The sequence below is a fragment of the Heterorhizobium halophytocola genome (assembly GCF_017873095.1).
In the GTDB taxonomy this organism is placed as follows: domain Bacteria; phylum Pseudomonadota; class Alphaproteobacteria; order Rhizobiales; family Rhizobiaceae; genus Allorhizobium; species Allorhizobium halophytocola.
Genome location: NZ_JAGGJU010000010.1, coordinates 198,781 through 225,566, shown reverse-complemented (window position 1 = coordinate 225,566; position 26,786 = coordinate 198,781). Strand labels below are relative to the sequence as shown.

Here is a 26,786-nt window from a genome sequence, read left to right as displayed (position 1 = left end):
CGACCGGGGAATGAATCATGTTTAACGGCGTCGCCGCCGGCGGCAGCACATGTCGTGTGCCTTTGAAAGCTCTTTGATGTCCACTCCCGCCTCGGCCGATCGGTTCGCTGCATTTCGCCACAGCTCCTATGCCCGCTTTTTCTTTGCTCGACTTCTGGTGTCTTTTGCCACCCAGGTGATCAGCGTGTCTGTCGGCTGGCAGATGTACGACGTGACCGGCAGCGCGCTTTATCTCGGGCTGATCGGCCTGGTGCAGTTCCTGCCCTCCCTGCTTCTGATGCTGGTGACCGGGTCGGTGGCGGACCGCTATAATCGGCGGGTGATCGTTGCCATCTGCATGGTGGTCAGTGCGGCCTGCGCCGGTGCGCTGCTCGCACTTACCGTTCTCGATGCCTTCGCACCGGTGCTCGTCTTCGCCATTCTGATCGTGATCGGTCTCGAGCGCGCCTTCATGGCGCCGGCAATGCAGTCTCTGGCACCCAACCTCGTGCCGCAACACGATCTTGCCAATGCTGTCGCCTGGAACTCGTCGTCCTGGCAGATCGCCTCCATCGTCGGTCCCGTGGCTGGCGGTCTGCTCTACGGTGTCAGCGCCGGCCTCGGCTATCTCGTGGCATTCGTGTTCTGCGTCGTCGCCGCAGCCCTGGTCTTCCTCATTCCCAAGCCTGCCCAGCGCACGCCGGCCAAGGCAGTAGGCTGGGATGCTATCCTCGCCGGTTTCCGCTTCATCTGGGGCGAGAAAATCGTCTTCGGCGCGATCTCGCTCGATATGTTTGCGGTCCTGCTCGGCGGCGCCGTCGCGCTGATGCCGATCTTTGCCCGTGACATTCTGACGCTCGGGCCCTGGGGGCTCGGTCTTCTGCGTGCCGCGCCGGGCGTCGGTGCGATCCTGGTCGCCATCTATCTGGCAAGCTTTCCCGTTCGCCACCATGCGGGGCTGTTCATGTTCATCGGCGTTGCGATTTTCGGCGCCGCGACGATCGTGTTCGGGTTTTCCGATGTGGCATGGGTTTCCATCGCAGCGCTTTTCCTGATGGGCGCTGCCGACATGGCGTCCGTCTATGTGCGCGAGACGCTGATCGCGCTCTGGACGCCGGACGAAGTGCGCGGGCGGGTCAGCGCGGTCAACATGGTCTTCGTTGGAGCGTCGAACGAACTCGGCGAATTCCGCGCGGGCACCGTCGCTTCGCTGATCGGACCGGTGCCGGCCGTCGTCATAGGCGGTGTCGGAACGCTGATCGTTGCGGGCCTGTGGGCCGCGACCTTCCCGAAACTACGCAAGGTCGACAGCCTGGACGCGCCGGAGGTCTAGGCTGCGGCCGTTCGGCGTGAAAATGAGTAGCCGGAGCGACGGGCTACGACTGCCCGTCCGTCGCTTCCGTCAGGCCCTCGGCCCGCGCCATGGCATCCTGTCTGGAGAGCACCATTTCGCGGTTGGAGACGCCGAGCAGATCGGCGATCCGCCAGACCACGTGGTCTTCGATTTCACTGCGCTCTCCATCGGCCAGCACGATATCCCAGAGAATGCCGATCAGCTGCGCGCGCTGATCCTCGTCGAGATGGCGCTTGAGCTCGGTGGTGAAGCGATAGTAATCGACCGCTTCGCTCTCCGCCTCCTGGCCCGCCGCCAGAAGCTCGGACAGCTCCCGGTCGCTGAGGTCATAACTGCGCATCAGGGCCGCCCGCAGCTTGTCTTTTTCAGACTGGCGAACGACGCCATCCGCCTCCATCACCTGCATGCAAAGCGCAGCGACCGCGACCCGCGGGTCGTTGCGTGTGAATCGCGACGGCTTTTCAGGGCCGACCAGATCCTGGAAAAAACTCTGTAGACGTTCGAACAAGCGGAGACCTCCGGTTCAGAAAAGTTGGACCCTGGCCTTGTCGCCGCTTGGCGCATTGGGATCGCGCACGCCGGGGTCATCGGGACGCCGCCCGAACAGCGGCTCCGATTCATCCTTCGGTTCGACCTTCACCGTCTTGTCGGCAGGAACGGCAGGCTCGACCGGAGGCTTCGGGGGAGGGGGCATGATTTCCGGTTCCGGCCTCGGGGGTTCCTTGACCTCCGGCTCAGGGGGCTGTTCCGGGACACTCGCTACGGGCGTGACCTCGACCTCCTTCATCACCGGTGGCGTGGCAGACGCCGGTTGCGCTACGGCAGGCCTGGGGTCCGGCTCGCGTGTCGGCTCGGGGGCCGGCTCCGGTGCTGCCGCTGCGAGCGGAGGAAGGCTTGCCAGTGCATTCTCGCCGGCATTTGCGGCATCTTCCGTCGGGCCGGCAAGCTGGTCGAAGGGCATCTTCCATTCGAACGCATCCAGCCGGCCGCTGACAGGCGACATCGGCAGCCAAGCGTCCGATACATAACCGTCGGCGACCCATGCGGCATTGCGCGGCGCGCGCAGCGCATTGGCCATCCAGTGGCGGATCCGGCCCTGATCGCCACTATCGGCTTCCTCAAGGTCAGCCAGCAGCAGGAAGACCCGCTCGCTGGGCGCGATACGCACCAGCGCTTCGGCCTTGTTGCGTGCCTTGTCGAAGTCCCGTGCAGCGAGCGCGGCTTCGGCAACGATATAGAGCGAGTCGGGATTGTTGGGTTTCATCGCCTCGAGCTTTTCGGCGCGCTTCAGGCGGTCGGCACCGCTATCGCCATTGCGCAGGCGCACGTAGAGCTCAGCAACATGCGGATGCGGGAAGCGCTTCCAGGCCTGTTCCAGCACGGAGCTTGCCTTGCGGACATTCTCTTCCCGGCGATAGGCCTGCGCCGCGATCAGGGCCGCGGGCACAAAGTCCTTTGCATGCTTCAGCGCGCGGACGGCCGTGTCGCGCGCGAGCGCCGGATCGCCATCGAGCGATTGCTGCGCCTTGGCGGTCAGCAGCACGGCCTTCAGCCGCTCGGCCTCCGCCTTGTCCATGACATGCGCCAGCCGTTGCTGGTCTAACAGACGGATCGCCTCGTCCCAGTCGCCGGCGCGGCTCTTGTGTTCGAGCGTCGCCTGTGCTGCCCAGGGGAGATAAGGGGCATGTTCGACCGCGCGTTCGGCATATTGGCGTGCCGCCTCGTTGGCCCCGAGGCGGCTGGCCTCGATATAGAGACCGCGAAGACCGAGTTCGCGCGTTTCCGGATCGTCTGCCATCCGCTCATACATGCGGCGGGCATCGTCCTGTCGTCCCTCGATCAGCGCTGCCTGCGCCTCCAGCATCAGGATCAGCGGTTCCTGGTCGGCGCGCAGCAACCCGCGAGCGCGCGAGCTCATGCGCTTGGCCAGCGCCGCATTGCCGGCACCGGCGGCGATTAGGCCGGTCGAGAGCGCCTGGTAGCCGCGGTCTCTTTTGCGGGCGCGGAAAAAGCGGCGCATGGAGTGCGGCGAGGTCCAGACGGTGCGGATCAGCCACCAGACGATCATCACCGCCGCCACGATGGCGACCACGATCGTCGCGGCGACCACCAGGCTCATTTCGATCAGCTGGCCTTCCCAGATGAGCGAGAGTTCACCCGGTCTGTCCGCCAGCCAGGCAAAGCCGAAACCCAGGGCCAGAACGATCAGAAAGAATATCAGCAGACGGATCAATGTTTCCGCTCCTTAGCCGTTGGCACCGATGGCCGATTTCATGGCGTCGTCGATCTTGGCTTCGACGTCGATGCGGGCTTTCAGTTTGTCGGCGAAGGCCTGGGAAGCCTGCTTGCCGGCATCCGGCAGCGTTTCCCATTCGAGTTCGGCCCCTTTCATATCGCCATTGTGCAGCTTGTCCTCGATGCGCGCGACGATGGCGTCTGCGCCTTCGCCCTCGACATTTCCGACGGAACGCACCTTGATGAGCGACATTGCGCTGGACATCAGACGGCCGCCGAGACTGTCGCCATCGGCGGGCTGGTCTATCGCGGAGAGAATGCTGTCTGCGACCTTGGGAAACTGGCGAACAAGCTCTGCCCGCGACGGTACGCCTGTCTTGGCATGGTCATTGAGACCGGCGATGGCTGCGTCATCGGGGGCAATGCTTTTCAGCGTTTCCAGTTCGCTCAGATAGGGGCCGCCCCGGTCGACGGCGGCTTTCAGCGAGTTGACGGCGATGGTTCGCGCCATCTCCATGTCCTTGCTCGGCGCCTGCAATTGCTGCTCTGCCGTTTCAAGACGGGTGCCGGTGCTGTCGAGAGTCTGCTTGTTGGTGGCGATCGCCGCCTGAGCCTCGTTCAATGTCGTGCTGAGGCTCGCGATCTGGGTCTTGAGATCGTCGATTGCCTGTTGCTGGTCGCCGGAACCAGCTGCACCGAGCTGCCCGACGGTACCTTCGAGCGTTTCGACCCGCGCCGCGAGCGCGCTGTCACCGCCGTTGTTACCGGCGGTCTGGCTGAGCGCGGCAACCTTGGCTTCGAGGCTGGAAATCTTTGCATTCTGGTCGGCAGTCAAGTCCGATGTGGAGGTGGACTGGTCGTTCGATGAAGCGCTGGGCAGATAGCCCGCATATTGCATGCCGCCCGCCAGCAGCAGTGCGACAATGCCGCCGACGATGCCGGAGGCAATCAGGGGAGCAGCGCCGGGTCCTTTTTCAGCACTCGCGATCGGTGGCACCGGCGTATCCGGCGTTTGGTCGGGCACGGGCGTGAACGCCTCATCGGCGGTCAGGTCTTCCGGTTTCGTCCCCTCGTCATGCGGCAGGCGATCTTCGAACGGCAGTCCGGCCGGACTGCTGGCCGGCTCCGACTGCTTTTCCGGCGGCGCCTCCACAGGGTCTCCGTCGGGTGAAATAGGCAGGTTTTCGTCTGCCGTCAGGTCCTCGGGTTTCACACCTTCGTCCGGCTTGTCCGGGCCGTTCTGTTCGGCCTCCAGATCGATGGTGACCGGGTCGGTGGACGCCTTGGGACGGCGCGGCGGTTTTCCGGAAGCCATGACAACCTCTCATTTCGTGCAGTGCTGATTGAAACTAGTAAGGGACGCCCGCAATGGAAAGGGGCAGAATCGATTTTGGTTCCCGAAGTTTGATCGAAGGACGGCCCTAGCCCGATAAAAGTGTCAGCAGTTCGGTCTCCGACGTCGTCGACGCAATGCGCGCATGGCTGCGAAAACGTGGCGGCAGGGTGGAGGCGACGGTGTCGCTCATGCAGCAGAACAGCGCCTGGGCGAGCGCCTCCTGCCGCTCGCAAAGCAGAGGGAGTTGAAGCAATCGTCGCACACTCTCGGAGGAATAACAGAGCACCGCCTGCGGGCTTTGCGTGATCAGCGAAAGTTGCTGGGTGGCGAGGTCCGGAACGACTGCCGTCATCCGATAGCACTCGCAGATCTCCACCGGAATGCCGGCCTTCGCGATCACCGCTTCAAACCCTTCCGTGCGGGGGGTGCCGGCGAGATAAAGAAGGTGGCTTGGGGCGGCCTGACGGTTTCTGGCGGAGACGTCGGCGACGATCCGCTCGGCCAAAGACGCGGCATTGCCTTCGCCGGTGAAGACCGTGTGGAAACCGAGCTCCGTCGCGGCCTTGGCGGTTGCCGGTCCCACCGCGTAAAGCACACGGCTCATCCAGGACCTGTCGGCGGGCGCAATTTCGCAAAGGACACGCAATGCCTCGGCGCTGGTCACGGCAATCGGTCCCGAGGTGTTCTGCAAAGCAGATGCCGCCGTGCCGGCTGCGCGAATGGCCTGCGACAGAGGCAGGACCACCGGTTCGTGACCCATCTCGCGCAGCTTCATCGCCGTTCTCGTCGCATTCGGTTCGGCCCGCGTGACGAGAACCCGCATGATCAGGTCCAGCTTTCGAAGAATTCCGCTCCGGCCGCAGCCCGGATCTGCGCGCCGGCCTGCTCGCCGATGGCCTTGGCGTCGGTGCAGCGGCCTTCATGTTCGATCGTGTGAAAACGGCTGCCATCCGGGGTCAGGATCATGCCGGAAAAGCGGAGCATGTCGCCATCGCAGATGGCATAGCCGGCAATCGGCGTGCGGCAGGAGCCGTCGAGGGTGGCGAGAAAGCCGCGTTCGCAGCTCACCGCATCGAAGGTCTGCCGATCGTTGATCGGCTCGAGCAGGGTGTCGATGCGGGCATCGTCGATACGGCTCTCGATGCAGATCGCACCCTGCGCGGGGGCAGGGGGAAATTCGGAAGGGTCGAGAAGTTCGGTCGGCACTCCCGGCATGCCGAGCCGGCGCAAACCGGCAAAGGCAAGCAAAGTCGCATCGACCTGGCCCTCATCGAGCTTGCGCAGCCGCGTTTCCACGGCACCCCGATAGGTGATCACCTTCAGGTCCGGGCGCAGCCTGCGGATCAAGGCCTGGCGGCGCAGCGAGGCGGAACCGACGACGGCGCCATGCGGCAGTTCGATCAGCTTCGGCGCCGTCCTTCCGATAAAGGCATCGCGCATATCCTCGCGCGGCAGATAGGCCGAGATATAGAGGCCCTCGGGCAAGGCGGTCGGCATGTCCTTTGACGAATGAACGGCGATGTCGAGCCCGCCGGACAGGAGCTGGGCTTCAAGTTCCTCGGTGAACAGTCCCTTGCCGCCGATCTCGGCGAGCGCCCGGTCCTGCACGCGGTCGCCCTTGGTCGACAGCGGTACAATCTCGAACATTTCCGCCGGCAATCCATGCGCCGCCATCAGCCGGTCACGGGCCTCCTGGGCCTGGGCCAGCGCCAACGGGCTGCTGCGGGTCCCGATGCGGAAAGGTTTTGTTTGCATCCACTCAAATCCGTTGTTACCGACAGACCTCGTAACGCTCTTTGTTTTTCATCGCAATCAACGAACGGCATAAATGGCTTCTTCTTCCCTCGTCCTCGGCATCGAAACGAGCTGCGACGAAACCGCGGCGGCGGTCGTTTCCCGGCGCGAGGATGGCACCGGCGATATCCTCGCAGACGTCGTCCTGAGCCAGATGGACGAGCATTCCGCCTATGGTGGCGTGGTGCCCGAGATCGCGGCCCGTGCCCATGTGGACGCCCTGGATACGCTGATCGCAGAGGCGCTGGAACGCTCCGGTGTGCGGCTGCGCGATATCGACGCAGTGGCGGCAACCGCAGGGCCGGGACTGATCGGCGGCCTGCTTGTCGGCCTGATGACCGGCAAGGCGATTGCCCGCACCACCGGCAAGCCGCTCTATGCGATCAACCACCTCGAAGGGCACGCACTGACGGCGCGGCTGACCGACAAGCTGACCTTTCCCTACCTGATGCTGCTTGTCTCGGGCGGCCATACCCAGCTGGTTCTGGTGCGTGGCATCGGCGACTATGAGCGCTGGGGCACGACGATCGACGACGCACTCGGCGAGGCCTTCGACAAGACGGCAAAGCTCTTGGGCCTGCCTTATCCCGGCGGACCGGCCGTGGAGAGCGCGGCGAGGGGCGGCGACGAACGCCGGTTCGACTTTCCCCGCCCGCTCGTCGGAGAGGCACGTCTCGACTTCTCGTTTTCCGGGCTCAAGACCGCCGTGCGGCAGGCAGCCGAAGGCGTCGCACCGGTGTCCGATCAGGATATTTCAGACATCTGCGCATCTTTTCAACGGGCGATCGGCCGCACCCTGGAAGATCGTATCGGCCGCGGATTGCAGCGATTCAAATCGGAGTTTCCCGAAACCCATGGTGTCCCCGCCCTGGTCGTGGCCGGCGGCGTGGCGGCCAATCAGGAACTGCGCCGGGTGCTGACTGACCTCTGTGGCAAGCATGGCTTCCGCTTCGTCGCGCCACCGCATCGGCTTTGTACCGACAATGCGGTCATGATCGCATGGGCGGGGCTGGAGCGCATGGCGCTCGACCTTCCGGCAGACGATTTCGCGTTTGCGCCACGTTCGCGCTGGCCGCTCGATGACGCGGCGCCGGCTTTGCTCGCCTATGGCAAGCGCGGAGCAAAGGCATGACGGGAGGTCCTCAGATCGTTGTTATCGGTGCCGGCGCATTCGGCACGGCGCTTGCCGCCGTCACCGCGCTGGAGGGCCGCGCGACCGTGACCCTGCTCGGCCGCGATCCGGCGCTGATGGCAGACCTTCGAACGGACCGGTTCCATGACGCAGCATTGCCGGGCATACCCTTGCCCGATGCTTTGAATTTTTCGCACGAGCCCGAGGTGCTGGCAAAGGCCGATATCGTCCTCTTCGCCATGCCATCGCAGGCGCATGCCGATGCCGCCATCACCTATGGGCCCTATCTGAAGGCGGATGCGCGTGTCGTCACCTGTGCCAAGGGCATTGATCGCGCAACCTCGCATCTGCTGACCGAAGTGCTGGGCGAAGCCCTGCCGCAGCATCCGATTGCTGTCCTGTCGGGACCGGGCTTTGCCGCCGATATTGCCAAGGGGCTGCCGACTGCCATGGTTCTTGCCGCCGGCGATCTTGTCGAGGCCGAAAAGCTGGCGCGTACCCTTTCCGGCCCGACATTTCGCCTCTATGCCTCCGATGATCGCATCGGCGTCCAACTGGGCGGGGCGCTGAAGAATGTCCTGGCCATCGCCTGCGGTATCGTAGAAGGCATGGGGCTTGGCGAATCCGCCCGGGCGGCGTTGATTGCGCGCGGTCTTGCCGAACTGTCGCGATTCGTCGAGGCGCGTGGCGGCACGGCCAGCGCGGTGCGTGGCCTCTCCGGCCTCGGCGATCTCGTGTTGACGGCGACCAGCCATCAATCGCGCAATCTGCGTTTCGGCATTGCGCTCGGGCGGCAGGGCGTCACCGATCCGTCCTCCGGCGCGCTCGTCGAAGGTGCCTTTACCGCCGCCGTCGCCGCACGGCTGGCCGAGGGGCTTTCGATCGACATGCCGATCACCGAGGCGGTCGCCGCCATCATCGATGGACGCCTCGACATCCGCTCGGCCATCGATCAGCTGATGCGCCGCCCGATTACCACCGAATGAAATTCGCTTGAGGAGTTCCAAATCATGTTTTTCGCTTTCCTTTGCACCGACAAACCCGGCCACCTGAATGTGCGGATGGAAACACGTCCACCGCATGTCGAATGGCTGAACGGGCTGAATGCCGCGGGCACGCTGAAAATGGCAGGACCCTTTCTCGACGAGGATGGCAAGCCGTGCGGCAGCCTGGTGATCGTCTCGGCCGAGACGATCGAGGCGGCACGGGAGATTTCCGCTGCCGATCCCTATGCCAAGGCTGGCCTGTTCGAAAAGGTCGAGGTGAAGCCCTATAACTGGATCTTCAACAATCCGGAGGCTTGAGGCTGAGCATGGCGTATTGGTTGTTCAAGTCGGAGCCCTTCAAGTTCTCCTGGGAGATGCTGAAGGGAAAGGGCAAGACGGGCGAGGAATGGGACGGGGTGCGCAATTATCTGGCACGCAACAACATGCGCGCCATGAAGATCGGCGACAAAGGCTTCTTCTACCATTCGAACGAAGGGCTCGAGGTGGTCGGCATCTGCGAGGTCTGCGAACTTGCCCATCCCGACAGCACGACGGACGATGCGCGCTGGGAATGCGTCGACATCCGTGCCGTCGAGGATATGCCGAAACCGGTAACGCTGAAGGACGTCAAGGCCAATCCGGCGCTCAGTGAAATGGCGCTGGTCACCTCCATGCGTCTCTCGGTGCAGCCGGTGACGGAAGAGGAATATCTGGAAGTCTGCCGCATGGGCGGCCTCGACAATCCGCCGAAATAGGCCCTGTTGCGGTGAAGACCGAGCCCGAGCGTTTCATTCTCGACAATACCGACTGGCTGAGGCCGCCGCATGTGCCGGAAATCCGTCTGCGGCTTGCAAGCGAAGTGCATGATCTCTGGCTGAAGACCGAGGACGAACTCGAAGCGATCGGCCTGCCGCCGCCATTCTGGGCCTTTGCCTGGGCCGGCGGGCAGGGGCTTGCCCGCTATCTGCTCGATCACCCGGAGACGATGCGTGGCAAACGCGTGCTCGATTTTGCCAGCGGTTCGGGTCTCGTGGCGATTGCCGCGGCCAAGGCTGGCGCCAGGCATGTGACCGCGGCCGACATCGATCCCTGGACGCAGACCGCGATCGCTCTCAATGCGGCCGGCAATGAAACGTCAATCGCGGTATCGGTCGAGGATATGATCGGCCGGCAGGACGGTTGGGACGTCGTCCTCGCCGGCGACGTCTTCTATGACAAGGATTTCGCCGACCGCCTCGTGCCCTGGTTCGGGACGCTGGCAAGGCAAGGCACCTTGGTGCTCGTCGGCGATCCCGGTCGCAGCTATTGCCCGCGCGACCGGCTCGACGCTGTCGCCACCTATGCGGTACCGGTCACGCGCATTCTGGAAGACAGCGAGGTCAAGAAGACCACGGTCTGGCGGTTTGTCGGCTGAACGCGGGCAATGGCCGTTGCGCTCAAAGACCGCGAATGACGCAGACGCCCGCTTCCATCGAGCAGCCGTAATCCTTGGGCTGGGCCTTCACGTCGATGATCTTCATCTTCGGTTCGCGATAGCTGACGACAGGATCCCCGGCCGGAATGGCGGTGGTGAACATCAGCCCGGATCGTGGCGAACCGACCACGTCGATCGAACCGGCATAGGTGCCGATGCCGGGAATATGAATGACATTGCCGTTGCTGATCGCCGTGGTGCCGGAAGAGCCGCCATGGCCCCTGCCGAATCGATGCCTGCCGTCATTGCGGGCAAAGCGCCAGCCGTGGCGGTTCTGATGGCCGCGGTAGTCGCCATGGCCGCTTCCATAGACATGCTTTGTTGTCTGCGACAGCCTATGGCCGCCCCCGTCCGCGGCATTTGCGGTGGAATATGTTGCGGCGGTGAAGGCTGCCAGACAGGCAACCATTGTTGCGATACGCGATACCATGCGACGCCTCCAGCTCTATTCTGGTTAACAAATCATTAATCAATATAGGGCTAGATGTCGGCAAAAGTCACCCCGACTTTCCCGTCTTGCGGCAGTTCTTGTCGCGCCGGATCTGCCGATCCGACGACGCTGCCATAATCGATTAAAATAAAGTCATGAGGGATAAGACACTTGTGGTTCACCGAACGGGCGATTAAAGGTCCGATTGATGCAATGCACTCAAACCTCCCGTGCATTGACCGCGAGATGTCCGATTCTCGGACCGCATAGGAACGCCGCGAGGTAATGATGGCGAACGTGACACAAAACCGGCCCTTGTCGCCGCATCTTCAAATCTACAAGCTGATCCCGACCATGGCGATGTCCATCGTCCACCGCATCACCGGCGGAGCGCTGTATTTCGGCACGCTTCTCGTGGCGCTGTGGTTGATTGCTGCCGCCAGCGGATCGAGCGCTTTCGATTATGTAAGCTGGATTTATGGCAGCATTATCGGTCAGCTCGTTCTTTTTGGATATACGTGGGCGCTGGTGCACCACATGGTCGGTGGCTTCCGTCACTTCATGTGGGACTTGGGCTACGGCTTCGAGAAGTCGTTCTCCACCATGCTGGCCAAGGCAACCGTCGCCATCTCCGTCGCGGTGACGATCGTGCTTTGGATCATCGCCCATATCGTCTGGTAGGAAGGGGCTTCTCATGGATATGCGCACGCCACTCGGCAAGGTTCGCGGCCTCGGTTCGGCCAAGGAAGGTACGGATCACTTCTGGCGCCAGCGGGTCACCGCCGTTGCCAATGTTCCGCTCTTCATCTTCTTCATCATTTTCATCCTCTCTCATGTCGGCGCGCCCTATGCCGAGGTCGTGTCTGACCTGGCCAATCCGCTCGTCGCGGTGCTGATGGGACTGATGATGATCTCGGGCATCATTCACATGAAGCTCGGCATGCAGGTGATCATCGAGGACTACGTTCACGCGGAAGGTCCGAAGATCGTCTTCCTCATGCTCAACACGTTCTTCTCCATTCTGATCGGCGCGCTCTGTCTTTTCGCCATCTTGAAGATCGCATTCGTAGGATAATCAATATGGCAACGAACAGTTCTCCAGACGCCAACGGCAAGGTCTACACCTATGTCGACCACTCCTATGATGTCGTGGTCGTCGGTGCCGGCGGCGCCGGCCTGCGTGCCACGCTCGGCATGGCCGAGCAGGGTTTCAAGACGGCCTGCATCACCAAGGTATTTCCGACGCGCTCGCATACCGTCGCAGCCCAGGGCGGCATCGCAGCCTCGCTGCAGAACATGACCCCCGACAGCTGGCAGTGGCATCTCTACGACACCGTCAAGGGATCCGACTGGCTCGGCGACGTCGACGCCATGCAGTATCTCGCCATGGAAGCGCCCAAGGCCGTCTATGAGCTCGAGCACTACGGCGTGCCCTTCTCGCGCAACGAGGAAGGCAAGATCTACCAGCGGCCGTTCGGCGGCCACATGCAGAACTACGGCGAAGGCCCGCCGGTGCAGCGCACCTGCGCTGCCGCCGACCGCACCGGCCACGCCATCCTGCACACGCTCTATGGACAGTCGCTGAAGCATAATGCGGAATTCTTCATCGAGTATTTCGCCCTCGACCTGATCATGTCGGACGACGGCCGTTGCACCGGCGTTGTTGCCTGGAACCTGGATGACGGAACGATCCATCGCTTCTCCGCCAAGATGGTGGTGCTGGCGACCGGCGGTTACGGCCGCGCCTATTTCTCGGCAACGTCGGCCCATACCTGCACCGGCGACGGTGGCGGCATGGTCGCACGCGCCGGCCTGCCACTGCAGGACATGGAATTCGTCCAGTTCCACCCGACCGGCATCTACGGCGCCGGCTGTCTGATTACCGAAGGTGCGCGCGGCGAAGGCGGGTATCTCGTCAACTCCGAAGGCGAGCGCTTCATGGAGCGCTATGCCCCGTCGGCCAAGGATCTGGCATCGCGTGACGTTGTTTCGCGCTGCATGACCATGGAAATCCGTGAAGGCCGCGGCGTCGGCAAGAACAAGGACCACATCTTCCTGCATCTCGATCACCTGGATCCGGCGGTTCTGCACGAACGCCTGCCGGGGATTTCCGAGAGCGCCAAGATCTTCGCCGGTGTCGACGTGACCCGCGAGCCGATCCCGGTCCTGCCGACCGTCCACTACAACATGGGCGGCATCCCGACCAATTTCTGGGGCGAGGTGCTGAACGCCGATGCCGAGAACCCGGAGCGGATCCAGCCCGGCCTGATGGCTGTGGGCGAAGCCGGCTGCGCCTCGGTGCACGGCGCCAACCGTCTCGGCTCCAACTCGCTGATCGACCTGGTGGTGTTCGGCCGCGCCGCCGCGATCCGCGCTGGCGAAGTGATCGACCGCGAGGCGCCGATCCCGGCGCTCAATCTTGCGGCCTGCGACAAGATCATGGAACGCTTCGACAGCATCCGTCACGCCAGCGGCTCGACCCCGACCGCGGTGCTGCGCGACAAGATGCAGCGCGCCATGCAGGACGATGCCGCCGTATTCCGCACCCAGGAATCGCTGGAGAGCGGCTGCCGCCGCATCAGCGAAATCTGGAAGGAACTGCCGGATGTGAAGGTCACCGATCGCTCGCTCATCTGGAACTCCGATCTTGTCGAGACGCTCGAACTGCACAACCTCATGGCCAATGCGATCACCACGGTCTATGGCGCCGAGGCCCGCAAGGAAAGCCGTGGCTCGCATGCGCGTGAAGACTATACCGATGGCGCGTTTGCCGGTCGTGACGATGTCAACTGGCGCAAGCACACGCTGGCCTGGGTGAACGAGGCCGGTGACGTGAAACTCGATTACCGTCCGGTGCACACCGAGCTGATCGCCGAAGGCATGGACCCCAAGAAGATCGAGCCCAAGGCTCGGGTGTATTAATCGGAAGAGGACTGACAGATGGTTGAACTCGCACTTCCGAAGAATTCGCAGGTCACCGAAGGCAAGACCTGGCCGAAGCCCGACGGCGCGAAGAACGTTCGTGAATACCGCGTCTATCGCTGGAGCCCGGATGACACCAACAATCCGAGCATCGATACGTTTTACATCGATGTCGACGATTGCGGGCCGATGGTTCTCGATGCGCTGATCTACATCAAGAACAATATCGACCCGACGCTGACCTTCCGTCGGTCGTGCCGCGAAGGCATCTGCGGCTCGTGCGCGATGAACATCGATGGCACGAATACGCTGGCCTGCACCAAGGGCATGGACGACATCAACGGTACGGTGAAGATCTACCCGCTGCCGCATATGCCGGTGGTGAAGGATCTCATTCCGGACCTGAGCAATTTCTATGCCCAGCACCGCTCGATCGAACCGTGGTTGAAGACGGTTTCACCGCCGCCGGCCAAGGAATGGAAGCAGAGCCACGAAGACCGGCAGAAGCTCGACGGGCTTTACGAGTGTATCCTGTGCGCCTGCTGCTCGGCCTCCTGTCCGAGCTATTGGTGGAACGGCGACCGCTATCTGGGGCCGGCCGTCCTGCTGCAGGCCTATCGCTGGCTGATCGACAGCCGCGATGAGGCCACGGGCGAGCGTCTCGACGATCTGGAAGATCCGTTCCGGCTCTATCGCTGCCATACGATCATGAACTGCGCGCAAACCTGTCCGAAGGGCCTGAACCCCGCCAAGGCCATTGCGGAAATCAAGAAGATGATGGTCGAGCGTCGCATCTGACGAGTGCCTTGCGCCGGTCACCGCAAGGTGGCCGGCGATTTACCATGAGACGGTCACCAGTATGGATGATTTCGGTCTCCCTGGACCTTGAAGCCTCGCAGCCAGGGCCCAATTGCCACAAGGGCTTGTATTGTCGGCGCTCATAGCGATAATTCTGCCGCCTTTGTCTGTGAGAGACCGGCCAGGTGCCAACCGGGAGTGTGACAATGAATTTCAAGTATGCGGCCACCGGCCTTGTTCTCGTCCTCGCATTGGCTGGGTGCCAGCGGACGTCGTACACCGGCATGAGCCCTTCCAGCTCCACCCTCCCGCCGCTGCAGGCGCAGCCGGTGCCGTCGGTGGAATCCGGCCAGTTGCCGCCGCCCGGTGGCGCGACTGACGGGCAGTTCCCGCAGGCGCCGCAAAACGGCGCGCCGACGGACATGGCCTCCGCGCAGCCTTCCGCGGCGATGGATGTCACCAAGGAACAGATGGTCGGCAGCTGGAAGGTCAGCAATGGCGGCGCCAGCTGTGACATGTTCCTGACGCTTACCAATCTCGGCTCCGGCTCGCGCGGTGGCACACGCAATTGCGTGGGCGTGCTGACGACCATGGGATCGTGGGAAGTCGCCAACAAGCAGGTCGTGCTGAAGGATCGCAACGGTACGGTGATCGGGCGCCTCTACAAGACGGCTGATGCCCGTTTCGACGGTACCACCAACAACGGTCAACCGATCAGCCTCAGCCGGTAAGCGCTTCTGCTCTGCCGGCTCTCGGATACCTCAATCCGGAGCCAAGAATGCAGCCCATTCCCGATTATGGCCAGTGCGTCGGTGACGAACTCGACGCTCTGGCCCGCGCTGGTGCGCTTCAGCCCGACAAGGCGCAGAGTGATGTGGCCGCCAGGCTCGACCGTGTTCTCAAGGAGCTGAAGTCGCAGCGGGCGGCCACCAAGTCGAGTGCGCTCGGCTGGCTGTTTGCCGCGCGCCGCAAGCCCGATCCGGCCATTCCCGGGCTTTACATCCACGGCAGCGTCGGCCGCGGCAAGACCATGCTGATGGACATGTTCTTCAAGCTCGCCCCGATCGAGAAAAAGCGCCGTGCGCATTTCCATGAATTCATGGCCGATGTGCATGCCCGTATTCATGATCACCGCCAGAAGCTGAAGCGCGGCGAGACCAAGCAGGCCGATCCTGTCCCGCCGGTTGCCGCCGCGATCTTTGCCGAGTCGCGGTTGCTCTGCTTTGACGAATTCACCGTGACGGACATCGCCGACGCGATGATCCTCGGCCGATTGTTCACCGAACTGTTCTCGCTCGGCTGCACGCTGGTGGCGACCTCGAATGTGGTGCCGGACAATCTCTATCACGAGGGCCTCAATCGCGGGCTGTTCCTGCCCTTCATCGCCATTCTCAAGAAGCATGTCGCGGTGGTGTCCCTCGATTCGCCGACAGACTACCGCCTCGAAAAGCTGGATCAGCGCCCGGTCTATCTTTCGCCGCTCGACAATGCCGCCGAACTCGGGCTGCAGGCGGCCTGGCGTGCGCTGGCCGCGGGCAGGCCGGAGAAACCCGTCGAGATCCAGCGGCCGGGCCGGGTGATCGAGGTCCGGCGTTCCGTCGGCCGCATGGCCTGGTTCACCTTTGCCCAGCTCTGCGAAACGCCGCTCGGGGCGTCCGACTATCTTGCTATTGCCGAGCGCTTCGATCGGTTGTTCGTCGAGGGCATTCCGCATCTCGGCCCCGACAGGCGCAACGAGACCAAGCGCTTCATCACGCTTATCGACGCGCTCTATGACAAGGGCGTGCAGCTGTTCGCTTCGGCTGTCGCCGAACCGGAGCAATTGCTGACGGCGAAACGCGGCGTCGAGGGCTTCGAGTTCGACCGCACGGTCTCCCGTCTGTTCGAGATGCGAAGTGCCGACTATCTCGACGGCAAATTGCCGGAAGTTGCTGAAAGATGACGGCAAGACGGCAAAATAGCTTACGTTTACGTAAGATATTTATAGTTTAACCGTTTGAAAAATAACGAAACATAATTATTTATTGCCATTTTTCCCCATTGGGTCTATTCGATTGCCACGCGAACAGTCGGCTTCAAGCCCCCGTGTCCGCCTTGGTTTTTTAGATCTAAGAGGAAGCACTTCAATGGCGCGCAAAAAGATCGCACTTATCGGCTCTGGAATGATCGGCGGCACGCTGGCCCATCTGGCCGGCCTCAAGGAACTCGGCGACATCGTCCTGTTCGACATCGCCGATGGCGTTCCGCAGGGTAAGGGCCTCGACATTGCCCAGTCGTCGACGGTCGAAGGCTTCGACGCCAAGCTGACCGGTGCCAGCGACTACGCGGCCATCGAAGGCGCCGACGTCTGCATCGTCACGGCGGGCGTCGCCCGCAAGCCCGGCATGAGCCGCGACGATCTTCTCGGCATCAACCTCAAGGTGATGGAACAGGTCGGCGCCGGCATCAAGAAATATGCCCCGAACGCCTTCGTCATCTGCATCACCAACCCGCTCGACGCCATGGTCTGGGCGCTGCAGAAGTTCTCCGGCCTGCCGAAGAACATGGTCGTCGGCATGGCCGGTGTCCTCGATTCCGCCCGTTTCCGCCTCTTCCTGGCTGAAGAATTCGACGTTTCGGTCGAAGACGTCACCGCCTTCGTTCTGGGTGGCCACGGCGACAGCATGGTGCCGCTCGCCCGCTATTCGACTGTTGGCGGTATCCCGCTCACCGACCTGGTCAAGATGGGCTGGTGCACGAAGGAGCGGCTGGAAGAAATCATCCAGCGCACCCGTGACGGCGGCGCCGAGATCGTCGGCCTGCTGAAGACCGGTTCTGCCTTCTATGCGCCGGCATCGGCCGCAATCGTCATGGCCGAATCCTATCTCAAGGACAAGAAGCGCGTTCTGCCCTGCGCCGCGCACCTGACCGGCCAGTACGGCGTCAAGGACATGTATGTCGGCGTGCCCACCGTGATCGGTGCCGGCGGTGTCGAACGCATCATCGAAGTCGAATTCAACAAGGCTGAAGAAGAAGCCTTCCAGAAGTCCGTCGGCGCCGTTGCCGGTCTCTGCGAGGCCTGCATCAACATCGCTCCGGCTCTCAAATAACTGCCTGACGGCCCCCAAATCAGGGACTTAGACAATGAACATTCATGAATACCAGGCCAAGGCTCTGCTGAAGAGCTACGGCGCACCGGTGGCTGAAGGCGTGGCCATCTTTTCCGCGGAAGAAGCCGAAGCTGCCGCAAAGCAGCTTCCCGGCCCGCTTTACGTGGTCAAGAGCCAGATCCACGCCGGCGGCCGCGGCAAGGGCAAGTTCAAGGAACTTGGTCCAGATGCCAAGGGCGGCGTTCGCCTCGCCTTCTCGATCGACGAAGCCAAGAGCCATGCCAAGGAAATGTTCGGCAACACGCTCGTGACCGCGCAGACCGGCGACGCCGGCAAGCAGGTCAACCGGCTCTACATCGAAGATGGTGCCGACATCGAGCGCGAACTCTATTGCTCGCTGCTGGTCGACCGTTCGGTCGGTCAGGTGGCCTTCGTCGTCTCGACGGAAGGCGGCATGGACATCGAGGCTGTCGCCCACGACACGCCGGAGAAGATCCACACCATCGCCATCGATCCGGAAGCCGGTGTCACCGCCGAGAACGTGGCCGCCATCTCCAAGGCGCTCGAACTGTCCGGCGCTGCGGCTGAAGACGCCAAGTCGCTGTTCCCGACCCTTTACAAGGCCTTCAGCGAGAAGGACATGGCGCTCCTCGAGATCAATCCGCTGATCGTCATGAAGAACGACCACCTGCGCGTTCTCGACGCCAAGGTCTCCTTCGACGGCAACGCGATGTTCCGCCATGACGATGTCAAGGCACTGCGCGACGAGACCGAGGAAGACGCCAAGGAAATCGAGGCTTCCAAGTGGGATCTCGCTTACGTGGCGCTCGACGGCAATATCGGCTGCATGGTCAATGGTGCCGGTCTCGCCATGGCGACGATGGACATCATCAAGCTTTACGGCAAGGAGCCGGCAAACTTCTGCGACGTCGGCGGTGGCGCCGGCAAGGAGAAGGTGGCGGCTGCCTTCAAGATCATCACCGCTGACCCGAAGGTCGAGGGCATCCTCGTCAACATCTTCGGCGGCATCATGAAGTGCGACGTCATCGCCGAAGGCGTTGTCGCAGCCGTTCAGGAAGTCGGTCTGAAGGTTCCGCTGGTCGTGCGTCTCGAAGGCACCAATGTCGAACTCGGCAAGAAGATCCTGAACGAATCGGGTCTGGCGATCACGGCTGCCGACGACCTCGACGACGCGGCAAAGAAAATCGTCGCGGCGATCAACGGCTAATTTGAGGACCTGAAAGAATGTCGATTCTCGTAAACAAAGACACCAAGGTCCTCGTGCAGGGTCTGACCGGCAAGACCGGTACCTTCCACACCGAACAGGCGCTCGCCTATTACGGCACGCAGATGGTCGGTGGTATCCACCCGAAGAAGGGCGGCGAAACCTGGACCGGTTCGAAGGGCGAAAGCCTGCCGATCTTCGCCAGCGTTGCCGAAGCCAAGGACAAGACCGGCGCCGACGCGTCCGTCATCTACGTCCCGCCGGCAGGTGCCGCTGACGCGATCATCGAGGCGATCGACGCCGAGATCCCGTTCATCACCTGCATTACCGAAGGTATCCCGGTGATGGACATGGTTCGCGTCAAGGCCAAGCTGGACAAGTCCAAGTCGCGCCTGCTCGGCCCGAACTGCCCGGGCATCCTGACGCCGGAAGAATGCAAGATCGGCATCATGCCGGGCTCGATCTTCCGCAAGGGTTCGGTCGGCATCGTATCCCGTTCGGGCACGCTCACCTATGAAGCCGTGTTCCAGACGTCGAACGAAGGCCTCGGCCAGACGACGGCTGTCGGCATCGGCGGCGACCCGGTCAAGGGCACCGAGTTCATCGACGTGCTGGAAATGTTCCTGGCCGACGAAGCCACGACCTCGATCATCATGATCGGTGAAATCGGCGGTTCGGCCGAAGAGGATGCAGCGCAGTTCCTCATCGACGAAGCCAAGAAGGGCCGCAAAAAGCCGATGGCCGGCTTCATCGCGGGCCGCACCGCTCCGAAGGGTCGCACCATGGGCCATGCCGGTGCTGTCGTGTCCGGCGGCAAGGGTGACGCGGAATCCAAGATCGCGGCCATGGAAGCAGCCGGTATCAAGGTATCGCCGTCTCCGGCACGTCTCGGCACGACGCTGGTCGAAGTCCTCAAGGGCTGACCCCATATAAAGGCTCCAGGCAGAGCATATCGTTAACAATCTCTTTGCCTGGGGCATCTATTCAAGGCATCCCGCAGATATGCGGGGGGCCGCGCGACGGACCGGTAGCCGGTCAATTTTCTCAAGTCGGGAGGCGAACTTAAAGGTTCGCATATCATCATGGGTAGGCAAGAAGCCAACGAGCAGTTTCTGATCACGTCCTTCCTCGACGGATCGAACGCAGCCTATATCGAGCAGCTTTACGCGCGCTACGAAGACGATCCGAATTCGGTATCGTCCGAATGGCAGTCCTTCTTCAAGGCGCTGGCCGACAATCCGGCCGACGTGAAGAAGTCCGCCGCGGGGCCCTCCTGGCAGCGTTCGAACTGGCCGATCCCGGCGCAGGGCGAGCTCATCGCGGCCCTTGACGGCAATTGGGGACTGATAGAGAAGGTCGTCGAGACCAAGGTCAAGTCCAAGGCAGCCGCCGCCGGCGCGCCGGTGTCGGAAACCGAGGTTCTTCAGGCGACCCGCGATTCGGTGCGCGCCATCATGATGATCCGCGCCTATCGCATGCGTGGCCACCTGCATGCCAAGCTCGATCCGCTCGGTCTTGCAGCTCCCGTGGAAGACTATAACGAATTGTCGCCCTCGGCCTATGGCTTCACGGAAGCCGATTACGGTCGCAAGATCTTCATCGACAATGTTCTGGGTCTGGAATATGCCACGATCCCGGAAATGCTGGAGATCCTGCAGCGCACCTATTGCTCGACGCTCGGCTTCGAGTTCATGCACATTTCCAATCCTGAAGAGAAGTCCTGGATCCAGGAGCGGATCGAAGGCCCCGACAAGGGCGTCGACTTTACCGCCGAAGGCAAGAAGGCGATCCTGCAGAAGCTGATCGAGTCCGAGGGTTTCGAGCAGTTCATCGACGTCAAGTACAAGGGCACCAAGCGTTTCGGCCTCGACGGTGGTGAATCGCTGATCCCGGCACTCGAGCAGATCATCAAGCGCGGCGGACAGGACGGTCTTGAGCAGGTCGTGCTCGGCATGGCCCACCGCGGTCGTTTGAATGTTCTGACCAACGTGATGCACAAGCCGCACCGCGCGGTGTTCCACGAGTTCAAGGGCGGTTCGTTCAAGCCCGACGAAGTCGAGGGCTCCGGCGACGTGAAGTACCATCTGGGTGCCTCTTCGGACCGCGAATTCGACGGCAACAAGGTTCACCTGTCGCTGACGGCCAACCCGTCGCATCTGGAAATCGTCAACCCTGTCGTGATGGGCAAGGCCCGCGCAAAGCAGGACCAGTTGGCTAAGGTCTGGGACGGCGACGTCATTCCGCTGAAGGAACGCTCAAAGGTCATGCCGCTGCTGCTGCACGGCGATGCCGCCTTTGCCGGCCAGGGCGTGGTTGCCGAAATTCTCGGCCTGTCGGGTCTGCGCGGTCACCGCGTTGCTGGCACGATGCATGTGATCATCAACAACCAGATCGGCTTCACCACCAATCCGGGCTTCTCGCGTTCCTCGCCTTATCCGTCGGATGTGGCCAAGATGATCGAAGCGCCGATCTTCCATGTGAACGGTGACGATCCCGAAGCCGTGGTCTATGCGGCCAAGGTTGCCACCGAATTCCGCATGAAGTTCCACAAGCCTGTCGTCATCGACATGTTCTGCTACCGTCGCTTCGGCCATAACGAGGGCGACGAGCCTGCGTTCACCCAGCCGAAAATGTACAAGGTCATTCGCCAGCACAAGTCCGTGACCGAGATCTATGCCGCCCGTCTGATCGGCGAGGGCCTGATCAGCGACGGCGAATTCGAGAAGATGAAGGCAGACTGGCGCGCCAAGCTCGAGCAGGAGTTCGAGGCCGGCCAATCCTACAAGCCGAACAAGGCCGACTGGCTCGACGGTGCATGGTCGGGGCTTCGCGTCGCCGACAACGCCGACGAGCAGCGCCGCGGCAAAACCGGCATGCCGATGAAGTCGCTGAAGGAGATCGGCCGCAAGCTGTCGACCATTCCGGAAGGCTTCCAGGCGCACCGCACGATCAAGCGCTTCATGGACAACCGCGCCCAGATGATCGAGACAGGCGAGGGGATCGACTGGGCCATGGGCGAGGCACTGGCCTTCGGCTCGCTGGTCGTCGAAGGCCACAAGGTTCGTCTGTCCGGTCAGGATTGCGAACGCGGTACGTTCTCGCAGCGCCATTCGGTGCTCTACGACCAGGAAACCGAAGAGCGCTTCATCCCGCTTGCCAATCTGGCCCCGAACCAGGCACGCTACGAAGTCATCAACTCGATGCTGTCGGAAGAAGCCGTGCTCGGCTTCGAATACGGCTATTCGCTGGCCCGCCCGAACGCGCTGACCCTCTGGGAAGCCCAGTTCGGCGACTTCGCCAACGGTGCGCAGGTGGTGTTTGACCAGTTCATCTCGTCTGGCGAACGCAAGTGGCTGCGCATGTCCGGTCTCGTCTGCCTTCTGCCGCATGGCTATGAAGGGCAGGGGCCGGAGCATTCTTCGGCCCGCCTCGAGCGCTGGCTGCAGATGTGCGCCGAAGACAACATGCAGGTTGCCAACGTCACGACGCCGGCGAACTACTTCCATATCCTGCGCCGCCAGATGCGCCGCGATTTCCGCAAGCCGCTGATCCTGATGACGCCTAAGTCTTTGCTGCGGCACAAGAAGGCCCAGTCGAGCCTGTCGGAAATGGCCGGCGACACGTCCTTCCACCGTCTCCTGTGGGACGATGCCGAGATGATCAAGGACGGCCCGATCAAGCTGCAGAAGGATTCCAAGATCCGCCGCGTCGTCATGTGCTCGGGCAAGGTCTATTATGACCTTCTCGAAGAACGCGAAAAGCGCGGTATCGACGACATCTACCTTCTGCGCGTCGAGCAGCTCTATCCGTTCCCGGCCAAGGCGCTGATCAACGAGCTTTCCCGCTTCCGCAATGCGGAGATGGTCTGGTGCCAGGAAGAGCCCAAGAACATGGGTGCGTGGTCGTTCATCGATCCGTATCTGGAATGGGTACTCGCCCATATCGATGCCAAGTACCAGCGGGTGCGCTACACCGGTCGTCCGGCCGCGGCATCGCCGGCCACGGGTCTGATGTCGAAGCATCTCGCCCAGCTGGAAGCCTTCCTTGAGGACGCTCTGGGGGGCTGATGCCTCCCAGTCCTGCAATCGACAGAACATCCATCAAACGGAACTGACATCATGGCCACTGAAATCCGCGTCCCCACCCTGGGCGAATCCGTAAGCGAAGCCACCGTCGGCACCTGGCTGAAGAAGGTCGGCGACACGATCAAGGCCGATGAGCCGCTGGTCGAGCTTGAGACCGACAAGGTCACCGTCGAAGTGCCGGCCCCTGCCTCGGGCGTCCTGACCGAAATCGTCGCGCAAGACGGCGAGACGGTCGGCCTGGATGCACTGCTCGGCCAGATCGCCGAAGGCGCTGCCGGCGCAGCGCCCGCCAAGGCAGAGCCGGCCAAGCCGCAGGCTGCAGCGCCGGCCGCCGCGCCCGCCGCACCGGCCACCCAGTCGGGTTCCGCCATGCCGGCCGCCCCGGCGGCGTCCAAGATGATGGCGGACAACAATGTGTCCGCCGACCAGGTCGATGGTTCCGGCAAGCGCGGCCAGGTGCTGAAGGGCGACGTGATCGCCGCCATGGCCAAGGGCACCGCAGCTCCGGCAACGGCTCCGGCCGCCGCCCGCGCGCCGTCTTCGACCGATGATGCGTCCCGCGAAGAGCGCGTCAAGATGACCCGCCTGCGCCAGACGATCGCCAAGCGTCTGAAGGATGCCCAGAATACGGCCGCCATGCTGACCACCTATAACGAGGTGGACATGACGGCAGTGATGGAACTGCGCAAGAAGTACAAGGACATCTTCGAGAAGAAGCACGGCGTGAAGCTCGGCTTCATGGGCTTCTTCACCAAGGCCGTGACCCACGCGCTGAAGGAAATTCCCTCGATCAACGCCGAGATCGACGGCACGGACCTGATCTACAAGAACTATTGTCATGTCGGCATGGCTGTCGGCACCGACAAGGGCCTCGTCGTCCCGGTCATCCGCGATGCCGACGAGCGTTCGATTGCAGATGTCGAAAAGGAACTCGGACGTCTGGCCAAGGCAGCCCGCGACGGCGCCCTGTCGATGGCCGACATGCAGGGCGGCACCTTCACCATCACCAATGGTGGCGTCTACGGCTCGCTGATGTCCTCGCCGATCCTCAACGCGCCGCAGTCGGGTATCCTCGGCATGCACAAGATCCAGGAGCGTCCGATGGCCATCGGCGGTCAGGTCGTCATCCGTCCGATGATGTATCTGGCACTGTCCTACGACCACCGGATCGTCGACGGCAAGGAAGCCGTGACCTTCCTGGTTCGCGTCAAGGAAAGCCTTGAAGATCCGGAACGTCTCGTTCTCGACCTGTAAGGGGATCTCTGATGGAGACGGCTGTCATGGCAGGCTCCCCATTCCTGGTGCTTGTCGCTTGGAGCGCACTTCTTCTGCTGATCCATATCGGGCTTCAGGGCCTGACGGTGACGCAGGAGTTCGGCCCCGAATGGAATGCGGGGCCGCGTGACGGCGACAAGAAGCCGACCGGCAAGCTTGCCGGTCGTGCCGACCGGGCGCTCAGAAACTTTCTCGAGACCTACGCCGCCTTTGTCGGTCTGGCGTTGGGCCTGGCGATTGCGGGAAGCGATGGCGGCCTTGGCCTGACCGGGGCGTGGGTGTGGTTCGTCTGCCGCATTGTCTATATCCCGCTCTATCTCGCCGGAATTCCCTATATCCGTTCGCTCGTCTGGCTCGGATCGCTGGCCGGTCTGGCGATGATGTTCGCAACCCTGGCCTTTTGAGCCGATGCATGGGGATCAAGTATATAGCCGATGAGCGATCACCCTGTCCTTCTTATAACCGGTGGCAGCCGCGGGATCGGCGCGTCCGTCGCCCGCAAGGCGGCGCAGCAGGGCTGGCGCGTTCTCGTCAATTATCTGTCTAACGAGGCAGCCGCCGAGGACGTCGTTTCGGCGATAACCTCTGCCGGCGGCGAGGCCTCGGCAGTCAGGGGTGACACGTCGAACGAAGCTGGCATCGCCGCGATTTTCGACGCTGTCGATAGCCGATATGGGCGCTTGGACGGCCTTGTGAACAATGCCGGCGTCGTCGACTATACCGCACGCGTCGACGAATTCAGCCGCGAGCGGCTGGACCGGATGTTCGCCATCAACGTGATCGGCAAGATCCGCTGCGCGTCGGAAGCGGTGCGGCGCATGTCGACACGCCACGGCGGCAAGGGTGGTGCCATCGTCAACGTCTCCTCCATCGCCGCCATCCACGGCAGCGCCGGACAATATGTGGACTATGCCGCCTCGAAGGCCGCTATCGATACGTTTACCCTCGGCCTAGCGCGCGAAGTCGCGCAGGAGGGCATCCGGGTCAATGCGGTCCGGCCCGGCATAACGGATACCGACATTCATGCGTCGGGTGGCCTGCCCGACCGCGCTCACGAACTCGCCTCCGCCATCCCGATGGGCCGGCCGGGTACGCCGGACGAAATTGCAGACTGCATTCTCTATCTTCTCTCGGAGCGTGCGTCCTACGTCACCGGCTCCATACTCAATGCCAGCGGCGGTCGCTAACGCCGAACAGGAAAAAGGAAATTATCATGGCCTATGATCTCATCGTAATCGGCACCGGCCCCGGCGGCTATGTCTGCGCCATCAAGGCGGCTCAGCTCGGCATGAAGGTCGCCGTCATCGAAAAGCGCGCGACCTATGGCGGCACATGCCTCAATGTCGGCTGCATCCCGTCCAAGGCGCTGCTGCATGCATCCGAAATGTTTGCGCATGTCTCGCACGGTGTCGAGGAACTCGGCGTTCAGGTCGGCAAGCCGACGCTCGATCTTGCCAAGATGATGGGCCACAAGGACAACACCGTGAAGGCCAACGTCGACGGCGTCGCCTTCCTGTTCAAGAAGAACAAGATCGATGCCTTCCAGGGCACCGGCAAGATCGTCTCCGCCGGCAAGGTGTCGGTCACCGGTGACGACGGCAAGGCCCAGGAACTGGAAGCCAAGAACATCGTGATTGCCACCGGCTCCGATGTCGCCGGCATTCCGGGCGTCAATGTCGAGATCGACGAGAAGGTGATCGTCTCCTCCACCGGCGGCATCGCGCTGGAAAAGGTGCCGGAACACATGATCGTGGTCGGCGGCGGCGTCATCGGCATGGAACTCGGTTCGGTCTGGTCGCGCCTCGGCGCCAAGGTTACCGTCGTCGAATTCCTCGACAAGCTGCTCGGCACGATGGACGGCGAAGTGTCCAAGCAGTTCCAGAAGATGATGGCCAAGCAGGGCATGGACATCAAGACCGAAGCCAAGGTCACTGCCGTCGAGAAGACCGACAAGGGCGCCAAGGTCACCTTCGAACCGGTCAAGGGTGGCGAGGCGCAGACGCTGGAAGCCGACGTCGTCCTGGTTGCCACCGGCCGCAAGCCGTTCACCGCAGGTCTCGGTCTGGAGGAAGCCGGTGTGGCGCTCGACAACCGCGGACGCGTCGAGATCGATGGCCACTTCAAGACCAATGTCGACGGCATCTATGCCATCGGTGACGTGGTCAAGGGGCCGATGCTGGCGCACAAGGCCGAGGACGAGGGCGTTGCACTCGCCGAGATCCTCGCCGGTCAGCACGGCCACGTGAACTACGACGTCATTCCCGGCGTGGTCTACACCCAGCCGGAAGTCGCTTCCGTCGGCAAGACCGAGGAAGAGCTGAAGGCTGCGGGCGTTGCCTACAAGGTCGGCAAGTTCCCGTTCACCGCCAATGGCCGTGCCCGCGCGATGCTGGTGACCGAAGGCTTCGTCAAGTTCCTGGCCGACAAGGAAACCGACAAGGTGCTCGGCGCCCATATCGTCGGCTTCGGTGCCGGCGAGATGATCCACGAGGCGGCGGTGCTGATGGAGTTCGGCGGCTCTTCGGAAGATCTCGGCCGCACCTGCCACGCGCACCCGACCATGTCGGAAGCCGTCAAGGAAGCGGCGCTCGCCACCTTTGCCAAGCCCATTCATATGTAAGTCAGCTTGGCCGGCTAAGCTTGGTTTTTGATGGGGGTCGCTCCTTGCGCTG

Annotated in this window: 26 protein-coding genes; 20 read left to right on the top strand and 6 right to left on the bottom strand. The window is 62.5% G+C overall.

The window, feature by feature from the left end:
- Positions 1-76: 76 nt before the first annotated feature.
- Positions 77-1,312 carry an MFS transporter gene (locus J2Z17_RS18420; protein WP_209947103.1) on the top strand — a complete coding sequence of 412 codons (1,236 nt, stop codon included), beginning with the start codon at positions 77-79 and terminating at the stop codon, positions 1,310-1,312.
- Between the two features lie 43 nt (positions 1,313-1,355).
- Here the strand turns inward: J2Z17_RS18420 and J2Z17_RS18415 are convergent, their stop codons facing one another.
- The 5 genes from J2Z17_RS18415 to hemC form a co-directional block, all read right to left on the bottom strand.
- Positions 1,356-1,841: a tellurite resistance TerB family protein gene (locus tag J2Z17_RS18415; protein ID WP_209947102.1), complete on the bottom strand. Its 486-nt coding sequence runs from the start codon at positions 1,839-1,841 to the stop codon at positions 1,356-1,358.
- 15 nt (positions 1,842-1,856) lie between these two features.
- Positions 1,857-3,566 carry a heme biosynthesis protein HemY gene (locus J2Z17_RS18410; protein WP_209947101.1) on the bottom strand — a complete coding sequence of 570 codons (1,710 nt, stop codon included), beginning with the start codon at positions 3,564-3,566 and terminating at the stop codon, positions 1,857-1,859.
- Between the two features lie 12 nt (positions 3,567-3,578).
- The gene (locus tag J2Z17_RS18405; protein WP_209947100.1) at positions 3,579-4,883 is read right to left on the bottom strand and encodes a COG4223 family protein; all 1,305 of its coding nucleotides are present in this window, start codon (positions 4,881-4,883) and stop codon (positions 3,579-3,581) included.
- A gap of 106 nt (positions 4,884-4,989) precedes the next feature.
- The gene (locus J2Z17_RS18400; protein WP_209947099.1) at positions 4,990-5,727 is read right to left on the bottom strand and encodes a uroporphyrinogen-III synthase; all 738 of its coding nucleotides are present in this window, start codon (positions 5,725-5,727) and stop codon (positions 4,990-4,992) included.
- Positions 5,728-5,729: 2 nt separating this feature from the next.
- Positions 5,730-6,659, bottom strand: a complete 930-nt coding sequence (gene hemC, locus J2Z17_RS18395; RefSeq protein ID WP_209947098.1) for a hydroxymethylbilane synthase — start codon at positions 6,657-6,659, stop codon at positions 5,730-5,732.
- A gap of 73 nt (positions 6,660-6,732) precedes the next feature.
- On the opposite strand from hemC, the gene tsaD reads away from it, so the two are divergent.
- The 5 genes from tsaD to J2Z17_RS18370 are packed head-to-tail and all read left to right on the top strand — an operon-like array spanning position 6,733 to position 10,230.
- Positions 6,733-7,830 (top strand): tRNA (adenosine(37)-N6)-threonylcarbamoyltransferase complex transferase subunit TsaD, encoded by a 1,098-nt coding sequence (tsaD, locus tag J2Z17_RS18390; protein ID WP_209947097.1) that lies wholly within the window; start codon positions 6,733-6,735, stop codon positions 7,828-7,830.
- Entirely contained in the window at positions 7,827-8,816 is a 990-nt protein-coding gene (locus J2Z17_RS18385) for an NAD(P)H-dependent glycerol-3-phosphate dehydrogenase (protein ID WP_209947096.1), read from the top strand. Before tsaD ends, J2Z17_RS18385 begins: the two co-directional genes overlap by 4 nt.
- 24 nt (positions 8,817-8,840) lie before the next feature.
- Positions 8,841-9,134: a YciI-like protein gene (locus J2Z17_RS18380; RefSeq protein WP_209947095.1), complete on the top strand. Its 294-nt coding sequence runs from the start codon at positions 8,841-8,843 to the stop codon at positions 9,132-9,134.
- A gap of 8 nt (positions 9,135-9,142) precedes the next feature.
- Positions 9,143-9,571, top strand: a complete 429-nt coding sequence (locus J2Z17_RS18375; RefSeq protein WP_209947094.1) for an EVE domain-containing protein — start codon at positions 9,143-9,145, stop codon at positions 9,569-9,571.
- A gap of 11 nt (positions 9,572-9,582) precedes the next feature.
- The gene (locus tag J2Z17_RS18370; RefSeq protein WP_342454428.1) at positions 9,583-10,230 is read left to right on the top strand and encodes a class I SAM-dependent methyltransferase; all 648 of its coding nucleotides are present in this window, start codon (positions 9,583-9,585) and stop codon (positions 10,228-10,230) included.
- Between the two features lie 22 nt (positions 10,231-10,252).
- On the opposite strand, the gene J2Z17_RS18365 is transcribed toward J2Z17_RS18370, so the two are convergent.
- A complete protein-coding gene (locus J2Z17_RS18365) occupies positions 10,253-10,720 on the bottom strand; it encodes a hypothetical protein (protein WP_209947093.1) in 468 nt (155 codons plus the stop codon).
- A gap of 288 nt (positions 10,721-11,008) precedes the next feature.
- Between J2Z17_RS18365 and sdhC the strand changes: the two genes are divergently transcribed.
- From sdhC to lpdA, 14 genes are all read left to right on the top strand, one after another.
- Positions 11,009-11,401 carry a succinate dehydrogenase, cytochrome b556 subunit gene (gene sdhC / locus J2Z17_RS18360; protein ID WP_209947144.1) on the top strand — a complete coding sequence of 131 codons (393 nt, stop codon included), beginning with the start codon at positions 11,009-11,011 and terminating at the stop codon, positions 11,399-11,401.
- Between the two features lie 13 nt (positions 11,402-11,414).
- Positions 11,415-11,795 carry a succinate dehydrogenase, hydrophobic membrane anchor protein gene (gene sdhD / locus J2Z17_RS18355; RefSeq protein WP_209947092.1) on the top strand — a complete coding sequence of 127 codons (381 nt, stop codon included), beginning with the start codon at positions 11,415-11,417 and terminating at the stop codon, positions 11,793-11,795.
- Between the two features lie 5 nt (positions 11,796-11,800).
- Entirely contained in the window at positions 11,801-13,642 is a 1,842-nt protein-coding gene (sdhA, locus tag J2Z17_RS18350) for a succinate dehydrogenase flavoprotein subunit (protein WP_209947091.1), read from the top strand.
- Positions 13,643-13,660: 18 nt separating this feature from the next.
- Positions 13,661-14,440 carry a succinate dehydrogenase iron-sulfur subunit gene (locus J2Z17_RS18345; RefSeq protein WP_209947090.1) on the top strand — a complete coding sequence of 260 codons (780 nt, stop codon included), beginning with the start codon at positions 13,661-13,663 and terminating at the stop codon, positions 14,438-14,440.
- A gap of 206 nt (positions 14,441-14,646) precedes the next feature.
- A complete protein-coding gene (locus tag J2Z17_RS18340; RefSeq protein ID WP_209947089.1) occupies positions 14,647-15,171 on the top strand; it encodes a protease inhibitor Inh/omp19 family protein in 525 nt (174 codons plus the stop codon).
- A 47-nt stretch (positions 15,172-15,218) separates the two neighbouring features.
- Positions 15,219-16,382, top strand: coding sequence for a cell division protein ZapE (gene zapE / locus J2Z17_RS18335; RefSeq protein ID WP_209947088.1), 1,164 nt, complete (start codon positions 15,219-15,221; stop codon positions 16,380-16,382).
- A 184-nt stretch (positions 16,383-16,566) separates the two neighbouring features.
- A complete protein-coding gene (gene mdh / locus J2Z17_RS18330) occupies positions 16,567-17,529 on the top strand; it encodes a malate dehydrogenase (RefSeq protein WP_209947087.1) in 963 nt (320 codons plus the stop codon).
- 34 nt (positions 17,530-17,563) lie between these two features.
- Positions 17,564-18,757 (top strand): ADP-forming succinate--CoA ligase subunit beta, encoded by a 1,194-nt coding sequence (gene sucC, locus J2Z17_RS18325; RefSeq protein WP_209947086.1) that lies wholly within the window; start codon positions 17,564-17,566, stop codon positions 18,755-18,757.
- A 17-nt stretch (positions 18,758-18,774) separates the two neighbouring features.
- Positions 18,775-19,677 carry a succinate--CoA ligase subunit alpha gene (sucD, locus tag J2Z17_RS18320; protein WP_209947085.1) on the top strand — a complete coding sequence of 301 codons (903 nt, stop codon included), beginning with the start codon at positions 18,775-18,777 and terminating at the stop codon, positions 19,675-19,677.
- A gap of 159 nt (positions 19,678-19,836) precedes the next feature.
- Complete coding sequence (locus tag J2Z17_RS18315; protein ID WP_209947084.1) at positions 19,837-22,821, top strand: 2-oxoglutarate dehydrogenase E1 component; 2,985 nt, start codon at positions 19,837-19,839, stop codon at positions 22,819-22,821.
- Positions 22,822-22,872: 51 nt separating this feature from the next.
- A complete protein-coding gene (gene odhB, locus J2Z17_RS18310; RefSeq protein WP_209947083.1) occupies positions 22,873-24,093 on the top strand; it encodes a 2-oxoglutarate dehydrogenase complex dihydrolipoyllysine-residue succinyltransferase in 1,221 nt (406 codons plus the stop codon).
- A gap of 11 nt (positions 24,094-24,104) precedes the next feature.
- On the top strand, positions 24,105-24,518 hold the full coding sequence (locus tag J2Z17_RS18305) for an MAPEG family protein (protein ID WP_209947082.1): 414 nt from the start codon (positions 24,105-24,107) through the stop codon (positions 24,516-24,518).
- Between the two features lie 30 nt (positions 24,519-24,548).
- On the top strand, positions 24,549-25,301 hold the full coding sequence (locus J2Z17_RS18300) for an SDR family oxidoreductase (RefSeq protein WP_209947081.1): 753 nt from the start codon (positions 24,549-24,551) through the stop codon (positions 25,299-25,301).
- A 26-nt stretch (positions 25,302-25,327) separates the two neighbouring features.
- Positions 25,328-26,734 (top strand): dihydrolipoyl dehydrogenase, encoded by a 1,407-nt coding sequence (gene lpdA / locus J2Z17_RS18295; protein ID WP_209947080.1) that lies wholly within the window; start codon positions 25,328-25,330, stop codon positions 26,732-26,734.
- Positions 26,735-26,786: the final 52 nt, after the last annotated feature.